The 12,717-nt window shown below is 72.1% G+C and carries 13 protein-coding genes; 4 read left to right on the top strand and 9 right to left on the bottom strand.

Features of this window, described 5'->3' with window-relative positions; all coding sequences use genetic code 11:
- Position 1: 1 nt before the first annotated feature.
- The 5 genes from ABZ815_RS05295 to ABZ815_RS05315 are packed head-to-tail and all read right to left on the bottom strand — an operon-like array spanning position 2 to position 5,386.
- Positions 2–2,278 (bottom strand): tetratricopeptide repeat protein, encoded by a 2,277-nt coding sequence (locus tag ABZ815_RS05295; RefSeq protein WP_357694211.1) that lies wholly within the window; start codon positions 2,276–2,278, stop codon positions 2–4.
- A gap of 19 nt (positions 2,279–2,297) precedes the next feature.
- The gene (locus ABZ815_RS05300; RefSeq protein ID WP_357694213.1) at positions 2,298–3,053 is read right to left on the bottom strand and encodes a hypothetical protein; all 756 of its coding nucleotides are present in this window, start codon (positions 3,051–3,053) and stop codon (positions 2,298–2,300) included.
- 52 nt (positions 3,054–3,105) lie between these two features.
- Positions 3,106–3,918, bottom strand: a complete 813-nt coding sequence (dapF, locus tag ABZ815_RS05305; protein ID WP_357694215.1) for a diaminopimelate epimerase — start codon at positions 3,916–3,918, stop codon at positions 3,106–3,108.
- Between the two features lie 9 nt (positions 3,919–3,927).
- Positions 3,928–4,833 carry a tRNA (adenosine(37)-N6)-dimethylallyltransferase MiaA gene (gene miaA / locus ABZ815_RS05310; RefSeq protein WP_357694217.1) on the bottom strand — a complete coding sequence of 302 codons (906 nt, stop codon included), beginning with the start codon at positions 4,831–4,833 and terminating at the stop codon, positions 3,928–3,930.
- A 40-nt stretch (positions 4,834–4,873) separates the two neighbouring features.
- Positions 4,874–5,386 carry a methylated-DNA--[protein]-cysteine S-methyltransferase gene (locus ABZ815_RS05315; RefSeq protein ID WP_357694219.1) on the bottom strand — a complete coding sequence of 171 codons (513 nt, stop codon included), beginning with the start codon at positions 5,384–5,386 and terminating at the stop codon, positions 4,874–4,876.
- On the opposite strand from ABZ815_RS05315, the gene ABZ815_RS05320 reads away from it, so the two are divergent.
- The gene (locus ABZ815_RS05320) at positions 5,385–6,299 is read left to right on the top strand and encodes a ribonuclease Z (RefSeq protein WP_357694221.1); all 915 of its coding nucleotides are present in this window, start codon (positions 5,385–5,387) and stop codon (positions 6,297–6,299) included. The two genes, ABZ815_RS05315 and ABZ815_RS05320, sit on opposite strands and share 2 nt — an antisense overlap.
- A 21-nt stretch (positions 6,300–6,320) precedes the next feature.
- Here ABZ815_RS05320 and ABZ815_RS05325 read toward each other — a convergent pair whose 3' ends face one another.
- From ABZ815_RS05325 to ABZ815_RS05335, 3 genes are all read right to left on the bottom strand, one after another.
- Positions 6,321–6,992, bottom strand: coding sequence for a hypothetical protein (locus ABZ815_RS05325; protein WP_357694223.1), 672 nt, complete (start codon positions 6,990–6,992; stop codon positions 6,321–6,323).
- 147 nt (positions 6,993–7,139) lie between these two features.
- Positions 7,140–7,898 (bottom strand): isocitrate lyase/phosphoenolpyruvate mutase family protein, encoded by a 759-nt coding sequence (locus ABZ815_RS05330; RefSeq protein ID WP_357694225.1) that lies wholly within the window; start codon positions 7,896–7,898, stop codon positions 7,140–7,142.
- Between the two features lie 102 nt (positions 7,899–8,000).
- Positions 8,001–8,534, bottom strand: a complete 534-nt coding sequence (locus ABZ815_RS05335) for a hypothetical protein (RefSeq protein WP_357694227.1) — start codon at positions 8,532–8,534, stop codon at positions 8,001–8,003.
- Between the two features lie 325 nt (positions 8,535–8,859).
- On the opposite strand from ABZ815_RS05335, the gene ABZ815_RS05340 reads away from it, so the two are divergent.
- On the top strand, positions 8,860–9,303 hold the full coding sequence (locus ABZ815_RS05340; protein ID WP_357694228.1) for a hypothetical protein: 444 nt from the start codon (positions 8,860–8,862) through the stop codon (positions 9,301–9,303).
- 57 nt (positions 9,304–9,360) lie between these two features.
- Here ABZ815_RS05340 and miaB read toward each other — a convergent pair whose 3' ends face one another.
- On the bottom strand, positions 9,361–10,854 hold the full coding sequence (miaB, locus tag ABZ815_RS05345; RefSeq protein WP_357694230.1) for a tRNA (N6-isopentenyl adenosine(37)-C2)-methylthiotransferase MiaB: 1,494 nt from the start codon (positions 10,852–10,854) through the stop codon (positions 9,361–9,363).
- A gap of 137 nt (positions 10,855–10,991) precedes the next feature.
- On the opposite strand from miaB, the gene ABZ815_RS05350 reads away from it, so the two are divergent.
- Positions 10,992–11,747 (top strand): amino acid ABC transporter ATP-binding protein, encoded by a 756-nt coding sequence (locus tag ABZ815_RS05350; protein WP_357694232.1) that lies wholly within the window; start codon positions 10,992–10,994, stop codon positions 11,745–11,747.
- A 25-nt stretch (positions 11,748–11,772) separates the two neighbouring features.
- Complete coding sequence (locus tag ABZ815_RS05355) at positions 11,773–12,624, top strand: glutamate ABC transporter substrate-binding protein (RefSeq protein WP_357694234.1); 852 nt, start codon at positions 11,773–11,775, stop codon at positions 12,622–12,624.
- Positions 12,625–12,717 lie beyond the last annotated feature (93 nt).

The following is a 12,717-nucleotide window of genomic DNA, read 5'->3' on the forward strand; positions in this document are numbered from 1 at the left end:
GTCAGAGCCCGTATTCCTTGACGATGCGCTCGTGCCGCTCGATCTCGACGTCGATCTCGCGGGCCAGGTCGAGCCAGGCCAGCGGGTGCACCCAGCGCTCGGTGGCGTCGTCGAGCAGGGCGTCGACCTCGGAGGCCGACACGTCCGGCGGCACCGCGACCCAGCCGAACACGCCCGGCAGCGGCTCGCCGCTGGTCGGGTGGGTGACGGTGTAGTTCTCGTCGCTGTAGACCCACATCGGCCAGCCGCGCTCGGCCATGACCTCGGTGAACTCCGCCCAGTCCTCCTCGCTCGGCGCGGCGCCGTCGAAGAAGTAGCTGGTGTAGCCGCCGGGCCGCAGGATGCGCACGGCCGCGAACGGCGGTACGAAGTTCTGCTGCTCCTGCGGGTCCTCGGGGACGGGCTCCAGCAGCTGCGGGTCGAACACGACCAGGTCGCCCGCGTTGTAGTCCATGCCGCGCGGCTGCGGCAGCGCCAGCCGGGCGGTGGCCGGGCCGGTGCGGATGGACAGCACCTGGCGCTGGCCGCCGTCGGGCGCCGGGAGGATGAGCCGGATCAGGCCCATCTCCTCCTCGATCGGGCCCTCCTTGGACTTGATCGGCATGCCGATCTTGGCCGCGCCCTTGCGCACGGTGTCCCAGTCCTCCGCCGAGGTGGCCATGACGATCATGCGCCAGATGTCCTCGTCGGTCAGCTCGTCGAGCACCTCCAGCAGCACGCCGGCGGCCCTGTCGTTGTGGTCGAGCTGCTGGGCGGCGCCGGACAGCAGGCGCCTGGCCTCGATGCCGGCCCCGGCCGCGACCGCGTGCTCGGCGGCGTCGAGCGTCTCCGGCCAGCGCTCGCGGGCGCTGTGCAGGCGGGCCAGCGCGAGGTGCTGGGCGGCGTGCGGCAGCAGCGCGGCCAGCTGCTCCAGCCGCTCGTCCTGGCGGGCCTCGATGAGCAGGGTGGTCAGGTAGGCCACGTCGTCGGGGTCGGCGGAGGCGGTGTCGCCCGAGTCGACCAGCAGCTTCCAGTAGATGTCGGCGCCCGCCGAGGGGAAGCCGAGGAAGCCGAGCGTGGTGGTGTGGCGGCGGGTGGCCTCCAGGTCGGAGCCGGACAGCGGCGCGAGCCAGCCCACCCACTTCTCGGGGTCGGCGTTGAAACCGTCGGCGGCGTCGAACAGCCCGACCCGCTCCGACAGGGGGCCGGGGGCCTCCGGCTCGGAGGTGGCGTCGGCGGCGCCGCGCAGCGCGGCGACGCGCTCGCCCAGGCCACTCGTCTCGCGCAGCTCGGCCGCGCCGGACTCGGCCAGGTCGGCGAGCAGCCGGGCCTGCCACACGCCCTTCCTGGCGACGGCCAGGTCGCCCGCGACCAGCGCGAGCTCGACGCGGGCGCGGTAGCCGCCCATCATGCCGAAGTAGTCGATCCACTGGCGCAGCACCCGGCCGAGCTGCCAGGTGTTGGTGATCTGGGAGGACCCGGCCAGCTTGGCGACCGCGCGCGACCACTCGACGAAGACGCGCGGGTGCTCGCCGACCACGTCGAGGTCGGGCAGCGCGTCGACGGCCTCGGCCGTGCGGCCGAGCTCGGCCAGGATGAGCGCGCGGCGCACGCCCTCGCGGTGGGCCTTGGCGGGCGGGTCGTCGGGGGCGAGGTCGGCGGCGGCCTGCAGGGCGGCCAGCGCGTCGTCGGCCCGGCCGGCGGCCAGCAGCGCGCGGGCGCCCTCGGCGCCGAGCTCCCAGCTCGCCTCGCGCCCGGCCGTGCGCAGCCGCTCGACGGCGGACTCGGCGTAGGTGACGGCCTCGCCGGCCTTGCCCGCGTCGACGAGCGCCGCGACGTACTGGGTCACCAGGCCGCAGAAGGCGGGCCGCTCCGGGCTCATGCCCTCCAGGAAGGCGCCCACCGTCTCCAGCCGCTCGGCGGCGTAGCCGGGGCCGTCGGTGTTGGCCCACACGACGGCCATCGCCTCGACGGCGGCCGGGGTGGCCGGGCAGTCGCGCACGTCTTCGCGCTGGGCGAACGTGAGCAGCTGCCGCGCGTCGTCGATGGCCACCGCGCCCTGGGCCCGGTCGCCGATACGGCCCATGAGGTGCCAGTAGCGGGCGTAGAACTCCAGCCAGGGCAGCTCAAGCGACTCGGCCTGCTGGGCGATGGCCGGGGCCATCACGTCGAGCTGCGGATACCGGCCCTCGTAGGCCTGTGCGGGAAGGTCTCCCAGCGCCATGGCGAGGCCAACGTTGCCCGCCTCGGAAAGCTGCTGCTGGGTTTCGCCGACCCAGGCCCAGATGTCCACGTCCATGGGCAGTCAGTCTGCCAGGTCAACGAGCGTGCCCAAAACGCAGAAGCTCGATCAGCTCGTCCGACTCGTTGTCGCGCAGCACCGCGAAGAACGGTGCCATCAGGTCGTCGGTGGTCTCCTCGACCCGGGCCCGCCGCGCCACGACCTCGGGGCCGGGGGTCGCGTAGGGCTCGGGCCAGGTGAAGAACCGGGCGATCGTCACGCCGTCGGCGTAGCCGAAGGGGGTCGTGTCGTGGGTGGCGGCGAGCGTCGCCTCCAGGGGGTGCAGGCCGGCCGCGAGCACCGCGTCGGTGTGCAGGCCGCCGCGCAGCTCACGCAGGACGTGCATGAGCTGGACGGCGCGCGCGGGCGGGTCGTCCGGCAGCGGCACCGCCCGCCAGCCGGCGAACAGCGGCGCCCCCACCGGCGAGGCCTGCGCGACGACGGGTTCGAGCAGCTCGGCGATCCTGGCGCAGCCGTCGTGGCCGCCCAGCTTGCGCCGCCCCCACTGCCTGCACGCCTCGGTGTAGAGCTCGACGGCCCGCTCGACGTGCATCTTCCTGCCGCCGTTCCAGCTCTCCTCCACGTGGGCGGCGGGGAAGAAGACCGCCACCGAGGTGACCACGTCGGCGTGGCACTCGCCGAGCACCCCGCACCGCCCGCGGAAGTACAGCTCGCGCGGTCCGAGTCCGTGTTCCTCGCAGATGGCCTTGGCCTCGCGGGAGACCATGAAGCCGCCGCCGTACTGGCCGATGGGCGCCTTGACCTGAACCGCCGTGGTACGTGGGTCCGCCATCCTCAACCCCTTCTCGGTTCGGAAAGTGGACCCAGCATCCCTCAGGAGAACATCATTCTGCAAGCATCAGCTCGCCGCTCGCCAGGATCACCGCCGGACCGGACAGGTAGCTCGTGTCCTCGTCGAGGATGACGGTCAGCGAGCCGCCGACGACCTCGACGGTCCAGGTGCCGGTGGTGTCGCCGGACAGGTGGGCGGCGGCCACGGCGGTGGCCACGGCGCCCGTGCCGCAGGAACGCGTCTCGCCCGAGCCGCGCTCGTAGACCCGCATCACCACACGGCTGACGCCGACCGGGTTGAACAGCTCGATGTTGACGCCCGAGGGGAAGACCCCGGTGTCGAAGCCCGGCTGGTGGCTGAGGTCGAGCTGGACGACCGGGTCGCCGATCGCGCAGGCCAGGTGGGGGTTGCCCATGTCCACGCGGATACCGGGGTACTCGTGGCCGCCGACGCCGGCCACGCTCTCCCCCAGCACGACGGGCTTGCCCATGTCGACAGTGATGTCGCCGTTGGGCTCGACCCGGACCCGGCGCGGGCCGCCCCTGGTGGCCAGGGAGAACTCCGTCCCCTCCACCAGCCCCGCGTCCACCAGGTAACGGGCGAAGACGCGTACGCCGTTGCCGCACATCTCCGCGACGCTGCCGTCGGCGTTGCGATAGTCCATGAACCAGTCGGCCACCGCAGCCTGCTCGGCCACCTCGGCGTGCTGCTTGGTCCTGGCGACCCGGAGCACGCCGTCGGCGCCGATCCCGGCCCGCCGGTCACAGATCTTGGCCACGAGCGCGGCCGTCACTTCCACGCCGTCGTCGGGATCGGGCAGGATGACGAAATCGTTCTCGGTGCCGTGCCCCTTGAGAAACCGCATTGCCTGAGTTTATGCCGCACCCGGGTCGGCGATGTGCGCCAGGGATCGTTCAAGCAGGTCGGGAGCGTCGTACGGGAGCCAGCGCACCCGGGGGTCGCGGCGGAACCACGACTCCTGACGGCGGGCGAAGCGCCTGGTGGCCCTGACCGTCTCGGCGAACGCCTGCTCCTCGGTCCACTCCCCCTCCAGGAACCGGATGACCTGGGCGTAACCGAGCGCGCGGCCCGCCGTGCGCCCCTCGGCCAGGCCCTGCCCGAGCAGCGCGCGGACCTCCTCGACCAGGCCCGCGGCCCACATGCGCTCGACCCGCAGCTCGATGCGCTCGTCGAGCTCGGGCCGCGGCACTTCCAGGCCGAGCTGCACGCTCGGATAGACGGCGTCGTAGGACGGCATGGTGGCCGAGAACGGCCGGCCGGAGTGCTCGATCACCTCCAGCGCGCGCACGACGCGGCGGCCGTTGCTCGGCAGGATCGCCTCGGCGGCGGGCGGGTCGAGCTCGCGCAGCCGCTCGTACAGGGGGGCCGGGCCGCGCTCGGCCAGCTCCGCCTCCAGCCGGGCCCTGATCACCGGGTCGGTGCCGGGGAACTCCAGGTCGTCGAGGGCCGCGCGGACGTAGAGGCCGCTGCCGCCCACCAGCACCGGGACGTCGATCTTCGCGAACAGCTCCCTGGCCAGCCGCTGGTACTCGGCGACGCTGGCCGTGACCGTGACGTCCCAGATGTCCAGCAGGTGGTGCGGGACGCCGCGCTGCTCGGCGGGGGTGAGCTTGGCCGTGCCGATGTCCATGCCGCGGTAGAGCTGCATGGAGTCGGCGTTGACGCACTCGCCCCCGAGCCGGAGCGCGATGTCGACGGCGAGGTCGGACTTCCCGGCCGCCGTGGGGCCCACGACGGCGATGACTGGCTGCTGGCGCACACCGACCAGTGTGTCAACTGTCCGGGTGTGGACGGACCATCTACAGGTCGAGGAGTGTCGGCTGGAGGTATCCCTCGTGCGTCAGCAGCCAGCGCTTGGTCTCCACGCCCACGCCGCCGCTGAACCCGCCCAGCCCGTTGCCCGCGACCACCCGGTGGCAGGGCACGATGATGGGGATCGGGTTGGAGCCCATGATCGAACCGATGCCGCGGGCGGGCACGCTCGACCCGGCTCGCCGGGCCAGCTCGCCGTAGGTGACGGCGGTGCCGTACGGGACGCGGTGCAGGGCCTGGAGCACCTGCAACCGCGAGCCCGTCATCAGCCGCCAGTCCACGGGCGTGCTGAACGAGCGCAGCTCGCCGGCGAAATAAGCATGCAGCTCGGCGACCGCGGAGGCCGTACGATCCGCATCATGAACCTCAGCCAGGCCGAGCCTGCCGGCCAGTCCAGCGGGGGAACCCCACCCCGACGCGACCAGCCCCCGCTCGGTGACGGCCAGGACGAACGGGCCGACCGGCGTCGGCACCTCGGCGAACGCGACCGTGGTCATCATGTCCTCACGTGAACTCGTGGTGCTGGGCACCTCCAGTGCGGTGCCCACCCGACACCGTAACCACAACGGGTACCTTCTGCGCTGGGACGGGCAAGGCTTCCTTTTCGACCCCGGCGAGGGCACGCAGCGGCAGATGCTGCACGCCGGGCTGAGCGCGAACGACGTCCACTGGCTGTGCGTGACCCACTTCCACGGCGACCACTGCCTGGGCGTGCCCGGCGTCGTGCAGCGCATCGCCCGCGACCGGGTGCGCCATCCGGTGCGCGCGGTCTTTCCCGCCGCCGGTCAGACCTACTGGCGCAGGCTGCGGCACGCCGCCGCGTTCGCCGACACCACGGTGATCGAGGAGCATCCGGTCTCCGGCGCGCTGGCCGGGGTGGGCCCGCTGATCGCCCGCCGTCTGTCCCATCCCGTCGAGTCCTACGGCTACCGCATCCAGGAGCCGCCCGGCCGCCGCATGCTGCCCGACCGGCTGGCCCGCCACGGCATCCGCGGCCCCGAGGTCGGCGAGCTCCAGCGCACCGGCTCGGTCCGGGGCGTCACGCTCGCCGATTGCAGCGAGCCCAGGCCGGGGCAGAGCGCGGCGTTCGTCATGGACACCCGGCTGTGCGACGCCGTGTTCGAGCTGGCCTCGGGGGCCGACCTGCTGGTGATCGAGTCGACGTTCCTGTCCGCCGAGGGCGCGCTCGCCAAGGAGTACGGGCACCTGACGGCGTTCGAGGCGGGCGTGGTGGCGGCGGACGCGGGCGTGCGCAGGCTGGTGCTCACGCACTTCTCCGAGCGCTACGGGTTCGCCGAGGAGCCGGCCTTCGTGGAGGAGGTGCGGCGCAGCTTCGACGGCGAGGTGATCACCGCCCGCGACCTGATGCGCATCCCGGTCCCCCGCCGCCGACCCCACACCTCCACGACGTGACGCGGCTCGGAGGCTGTCCCGTCAGCTCCACACGCCCGCGAAGTAGCCGACGCCGTAGGGCGAGGACTCCATGAGCAGCCTGCCCGTCAGCGACGTGCCCTCGGCCGCGCCGGCCAGCACCTGGAGGGCCGCGCGGCCGGTCACCCACAGCCGGTCGGCCTCCACGGGGTCGAGCGCGGCCAGCGCCGCCGCGTCCGCCCTGCCGACCGCGTCGGCGATCAGGGCGTTGTACGGCCCGGCCGCCTCGTCGTACCGGCCCGGCGCCCGGGGGGTCAGGCAGGCCGAGCCGTCGGCCATGACCAGCAGCGCGACCCTGCCGGGGGCGGCCAGCTCGGCGCCGATCGCCCGGCACTCCTCCGGAGCGGCGTCGTAGGCCACCGCTGTGGCGGGCACCCCGTCACCGTCGTGGTCGGGAGCCTCTTCGGCGTCGTTCAGGAGCCCGCGGCCGACGGTCAGGGACAGCGGCAGCACGGGCCGGCCCTCGCCCACCGTGACCTCGAACCCCCAGGGCCGCAGGCTGCCCGCCGCGCCGCCGTCGTACGAGCGGGTCGTCTCGGCCCCGCCCACCACGACCAGCACGTCGGGACGGGCGGCCCGGAGCGCGGCGACCGCGGCGCGACAGGCCGCGCGCAGCTCGGGGAGCCCGGTCACGATCAGCGGGGTTTGCGGGCAGACGGCCGCGGCGACAAGCACGAGCGCAAGCGTACGCGCCCCTCATTCGACGCCACCGCCCAGCCCGCCCAGGGCCCATGCGCCCCCAGCCCGCCGATCAGCCCGCCCACCACCAGGGGCCCGGCCGGACAATCTGCCCGATCGGCATGCCCTACCCCGGCCCGCCGGTCAGTTCGTGTAGGGGTCGTAGCCTTGGGCGATCGCGGTGAACAGGCGCTGTGCGTAGGTGTGGGTCGCCTGGTGCAGGCCGCCGCCGAAGCTGATCCTGGCCACCCCCAGCTCCGCCAGCCGCGCGTACGACGGCGCCTTGGGCCGGAACAGGATGTTCACCGGCCCGCCCACCTCGGCGACCAGGGCCGCGATCTCGCCCTCGTCCTCCAGCATGATCGGGTAAACGCAGTCGGCCCCCGCCTCCAGGTAGCGCCGCCCGCGCTCCACCGCCGCCGCCCGGTCGCCCAGGCCGAGCACGTACGTGTCCACCCGCGCGTTGATCACGAGGGCGTCGCCGGCGGCCGCCCGCATCGCGGCCAGGTAGTCCGCCTGCGCCCCGGCGTGCACCAGCTCCTTGGTACGCGGGTCGGAGTCCTCCACGTTGCAGCCCACCGCCCCGGCCTCGGCCAGCCGCTCGGCCAGCTCGCCCGGCGCGAGCCCGTAACCGCGTTCGACGTCGGCGGTCACGGGCACGTCCACGGCCCTCACGATGCGGGCGACGGCGGCCATCATCTCGCCGACCGGCGTGCTCTCGCCGTCGGCGTAGCCCAGCACCCGGGAGACGGCCGCGCTGCCGGTGGCCACCACCGGGAACCCCGCCTCCTGGACGGCGCGCGCCGAGGCGGCGTCCCAGACGTTGGGCAGGATCAGCGGGTCGCCGGGCACGTGCAGCCGTCGCAACGCGGCCGCCGACGTGGCCGCTCTGTCAGTCGTCATGCCCGGAACCCTACGAGCCCGGCCGGCTCCCCAGCAGGTCCATTGCCGGCCGGAAAGGGCGAGCCACTTGCGGCGCCACTTACGGTGCCACTGACGACGCTCTCAGCAGCCGCTCTGGGCGCACTGGCCGCTGAGCTCGCCCGCGGGGCCGTCGGCGGGGTTGTCGCCGTCGGGTTGGGGCGCCTTGGTGGGCGGCTTGGTGGACGGCGTGCCGGGCTTCTTGCCGGTGCCCGTCTGCCTGGTGCCGTCGGAGCCGGTCGATCCCTTGTCGGCGGCGTCGGTGCCGCCGCCCGTGTCCGTGACCGCGTCGCCCATGGCGGAGTCGTCGGAACCGTCGGTGGGCAGGCCGTCGTCGGGGGCGTCGGTGGTGGCGTCGCCCATGGTGGCTTCCTCGTCGGCCTCGAACACCTCGTCGCCGGGGCTCTCGGCCGGGGACGGCCGGCCGGCGCCCTGCTCCTGCTGGGTGCTCTGGCCGGGCTTGGCCGCCAGCAGGTAGCCGGCGCCGCCCGCGGCGAGCACGCCGACGAGGGCCGAGGCGGCGATGATGACGGTCTTCCTGCTCTTGCCCGGGGGCCTCGGGGACGAGCCCGGCCCGGAGAGGATCTCCCGACGATCCGGTTCGGTCGGATCATGCATGGTGGTGCAGCTCCCTGCGGTCGTATCGGGGAAAGCTCGCCGGCTTCCGCGGGTGATGGACCACACTAGCCGCATCAGCGGAATGCTCGCACACCCATCACAAAGGAATCACGACTTGTCCCCCCAAAGATCTGTTTGCCCAGGTGGCCGTCCCCGGTGGGGTGCCGCGGCCGGAGCGGCCGGGGTACTCGTCACGGCCGGCCTCGGGATATTCCTCGCATTCACCAGTTCTCCGGAATCACGCCCGCAAAGCCACCGTGAATTCGATCAGGAAACACCGCTTATCCCAAGATCGTATTTTCCTTCGCAGATCGCGGTCTCCCCGGTGGCCGAGCCTTCCCCCGCGCCGCCCATCCCCTCGGCGGGCCCGTGGTCGCCGGGCTGGATGGAGGCCGTGCCGGCGCCCGGCCGGCCCACGACGGCGACGCCGGACAAGGGCGAGCCGTCGGCCCCGGCGGTGAAGGTCGACGTGTCCGTCCCGCCGCTGAAGGGCGAGCTGTCGTCGCCGCTCTCGCCCAAGGCGCTTCCCACGCATCCGCCGCTCGTCGCGCCGCCGCGGCCGTCCCGGCGGGCCACCGTACGCCGTCCGGCGCCGCACGCGTCCCCGCAGGCCCCGCCGCGGGAACGGTCGGTGCCCGAGCCGGACCGTCAGGCGCCGCCCCCGCCGCCGCCTCCGTCCGTACGGGCCGGGGGGCACGACCCGTGCGCCACGTTCGACGACTTCCGACGGCAGCCGTGCTACAGCTTCCTCGACCGTCTCACCCGCTGACCCACGCAGAACACCCCGCCGTCCGGAAGGGGCGGCGGGGTGCATGAACGAAATGCGTCAGTGGGCCGAGCAGGCCCCGGCGGCCGGGGCGGGGGTCGCCGGACGGCCGACGGACGGCATGCCGAGCAGCACGCCCGGCCCCTTGGCCGGGGCGCCCTGGCGGGCCTCCCAGGCGTCGCCGGCCCGCGTACGCCGCAGCGCGCGGACCGCGCCGTCGGCGACCAGGTGGTGGGGGGCGGCGTAGGTGACCTCGACCGTGACCATGTCACCGGGCCTGGGGGTCTCCTCGCCCACCGCGAAGTGCACGAGCCGGTTGTCGGCGGCACGGCCGGACAGGCGGCGCGTGGCGTCGTCCTTGCGGCCCTCACCCTCGGCGACCAGCACCTCCAGCGTGCGGCCGACCTGCTTCTTGTTCTCCTCCCAGGAGATCTCCTCCTGAAGGGCGACCAGGCGCTCGTAACGCTCCTGGACGACCTCCTTGGGGATCTGGTCCTCCATCGTGGCCGCCGGGGTGCCCGGACGGATGGAGTACTGGAAGGTGAAGGCGTTGGCGAAGCGGCTCTGGCGGACGACGTCGAGGGTGGCCTGGAAGTCGTCCTCGGTCTCGCCGGGGAAGCCGACGATGATGTCGGTCGAGATGGCCGCGTCGGGCATGGCGGCGCGCACGCGCTCGATGATGCCGAGGTAGCGCTCGGCCCGGTAGGAGCGGCGCATGGCCCGCAGCACCCGGTCGGAGCCCGACTGCAGCGGCATGTGGAGCTGGTGCATGACGTTGGGCGTCTCGGCCATGGCGGCGATGACGTCGTCGGTGAAGGCGGCCGGGTGGGGCGAGGTGAAGCGCACCCGCTCCAGGCCCTCGACGTCGCCGCAGGCGCGCAGGAGCTTGCCGAAGGCCAGCCGGTCGCCGAACTCGACGCCGTAGGTGTTGACGTTCTGGCCGAGCAGCGTCACCTCCAGGACGCCCTGGCCGACGAGCGTGCGCACCTCGGACAGGACGTCGCCGGGACGGCGGTCCTTCTCCTTGCCGCGCAGCGACGGCACGATGCAGAACGTGCAGGTGTTGTTGCAGCCGACCGAGATCGCGACCCACGCCGCGTAGGCCGACTCGCGCTTGGTGGGCAGCGTGGAGGGGAAGACCTCCAGCGATTCCTTCAGCTCGACCTGGGCCTCGCCGGCCACGCGGGCCCGCTCCAGCAGCACCGGCAGAGATCCGATGTTGTGGGTGCCGAAGACGACGTCGACCCAGGGCGCTTTACGGACGATGTCGCCCTGGTCCTTCTGGGCCAGGCAGCCGCCCACCGCGATCTGCATGCGCGGGTTGCTCATCTTGGCCGGCCGCAGGTGGCCGAGGTTTCCGTAGAGGCGGTTGTCGGCGTTCTCCCGCACGGCGCACGTGTTGAACACGACGACGTCGGCCGTTCCCCCCTCGGGGGCCGGCACGTAACCGGCGTCCTCAAGCAGGCCGGAAAGGCGCTCGGAGTCGTGCACGTTCATCTGGCACCCGTATGTGCGCACTTCATACGTGCGGGCGCTCTCCTGGGTCACAGTCATGGCAGGTTCAAGGGTAGTCGTTGTCCGGCTCGCGGCAGCCGCCCCCGTCTAAAACACCAGCTTGACGGCTCGATGTGACCGGATCGGTACCACCTGGTTAGTGACCAGCGTCTTAATGACCTCTACCGTTTTGGTCCATGACGGAGAACGGCGACGCCACTCCACTCGTTCAGTTGGAGGGCGTCAACAAGCGCTTCGGGGCGTTGCACGTCCTGAAGGACATCAACTTGACCGTCTCTCGTGGCGAGGTTCTGGTGGTCATCGGGCCTTCGGGCGGTGGAAAGTCCACGCTGTGCCGGACGATCAACCGCCTGGAGACGATCGACGACGGCAGGATCGTGTTCGACGGCCAGGTGCTGCCCGAGGAGGGCAGGTCGCTGGCCCGGCTGCGGTCCGAGGTCGGCATGGTGTTCCAGTCCTTCAACCTGTTCGCGCACAAGACCATCCGTGAGAACGTCACGCTCGGGCCGATCAAGGTGCGCCGCAAGGATCGCCAGGCGGCCGACACGCGGGCCATGGAACTGCTGGAACGGGTGGGCATCGCCGCGCAGGCGGACAAGTACCCGGCCCAGCTCTCCGGCGGCCAGCAGCAGCGGGTCGCGATCGCACGTGCGCTGGCCATGGACCCGAAGATGATCCTCTTCGACGAGCCCACCTCGGCGCTGGACCCGGAAATGGTCCAGGAGGTGCTCGACGTGATGATCGGGCTGGCACGTGACGGCATGACGATGATGGTCGTCACGCATGAGATGGGATTCGCCCGCCGGGCCGCCAACCGGGTGGTCTTCATGGCGGACGGGCAGATCGTGGAGGAGAACACCCCCGACGAGTTCTTCACCAACGCGCAGACCGACCGCGCGCGTGATTTCCTTTCGAAGATCCTCACGCACTGAGATTTTGAGGCAGGTATACATGCACATGCGTCGTTTGGGAGCGGTGGTCACGGCAGCGGGCATGCTCGCCGCGCTCGCCGCCTGCGGCGGGGACAAGACCTACGCCAGCGTCCTGGAGAAGGTCCAGGACGGCGGCAAGGTCGTGGTCGGCACGAAGTGGGACCAGCCGAGCCTGGGCTTGAAGAAGGGGTCGGAGCCCGAGGGCTTCGACGTCGACGTCGCCAAGGCCGTGCTGAAGGAGATGAACGGCGGCAAGGACGCCACGATCGAGTGGAAGGAGTCGGCCTCCTCCAACCGCGAGCCCTTCCTCCAGAACGGCACCGTCGACATCATCTTCGCCACGTACTCCATCACCGAGGAGCGCAAGGGCAAGGTGTCCTTCGGCGGCCCGTACGTGATCGCGCACCAGGACATCATGGTCCGCAAGGACGACACCGCGATCAACACCCCTCAGGATCTCAAGGGCAAGAAGATCTGCAAGGCGGCCGGCTCCAACTCCTACAAGCGTGTCACCGACCCGCCCCCGGACGGCAAGCTCGACATCGACGCCACAACCGTCGACGCCGCCACCTACTCCGAGTGCGTGCAGAAGCTGTCGGGCAGCAACCTCGACGCCGTCACCACCGACGACCTGATCCTGGCGGGCTTCGCCAAGCAGGCCGGCGGCAACTTCAAGGTGCTCGGCCAGGGCTTCACGGACGAGAAGTACGGCATCGGCCTGAAGAAGGGCGACAGCAAGACGTGTGAGGCCGTCAACACCGCGGTGAAGAAGCTGTGGGACAACGGCACCATGAAGCAGCTGCTGGAGAAGTGGTTCGGCGGCATCCAGGGCTTGAAGCTGTCGGAGACCGCGCCCCCGGCCGAGGGTTGCAGCTAGTCACGCCAGAGGCGGGGGGCGGGGTGGCCGGGGCCCCCGCGGGCTGGGGGGGGGGGAGGTGGTTTTTGTTAATAAATAAAAGGCCCGCCGGCC

Origin of the sequence: Nonomuraea sp. NPDC047529, assembly GCF_040642995.1 — a bacterium.
Lineage (GTDB): Bacteria > Actinomycetota > Actinomycetes > Streptosporangiales > Streptosporangiaceae > Nonomuraea.

Bases quoted from the DNA above. Each gene is read 5' to 3' on its own strand.
- dapF (WP_357694215.1), bottom strand. From the start codon at position 3,918: ATGCGGTTTCTCAAGGGGCACGGCACCGAGAACGATTTCGTCATCCTG.
- ABZ815_RS05320 (WP_357694221.1), top strand. From the start codon at position 5,385: ATGTCCTCACGTGAACTCGTGGTGCTGGGCACCTCCAGTGCGGTGCCC.
- ABZ815_RS05335 (WP_357694227.1), bottom strand. From the start codon at position 8,534: ATGCATGATCCGACCGAACCGGATCGTCGGGAGATCCTCTCCGGGCCG.
- ABZ815_RS05315 (WP_357694219.1), bottom strand. From the start codon at position 5,386: ATGATGACCACGGTCGCGTTCGCCGAGGTGCCGACGCCGGTCGGCCCG.
- ABZ815_RS05300 (WP_357694213.1), bottom strand. From the start codon at position 3,053: ATGGCGGACCCACGTACCACGGCGGTTCAGGTCAAGGCGCCCATCGGC.
- ABZ815_RS05330 (WP_357694225.1), bottom strand. From the start codon at position 7,898: ATGACGACTGACAGAGCGGCCACGTCGGCGGCCGCGTTGCGACGGCTG.
- ABZ815_RS05350 (WP_357694232.1), top strand. From the start codon at position 10,992: ATGACGGAGAACGGCGACGCCACTCCACTCGTTCAGTTGGAGGGCGTC.
- ABZ815_RS05295 (WP_357694211.1), bottom strand. From the start codon at position 2,278: ATGGACGTGGACATCTGGGCCTGGGTCGGCGAAACCCAGCAGCAGCTT.
- ABZ815_RS05355 (WP_357694234.1), top strand. From the start codon at position 11,773: ATGCGTCGTTTGGGAGCGGTGGTCACGGCAGCGGGCATGCTCGCCGCG.
- miaB (WP_357694230.1), bottom strand. From the start codon at position 10,854: ATGACTGTGACCCAGGAGAGCGCCCGCACGTATGAAGTGCGCACATAC.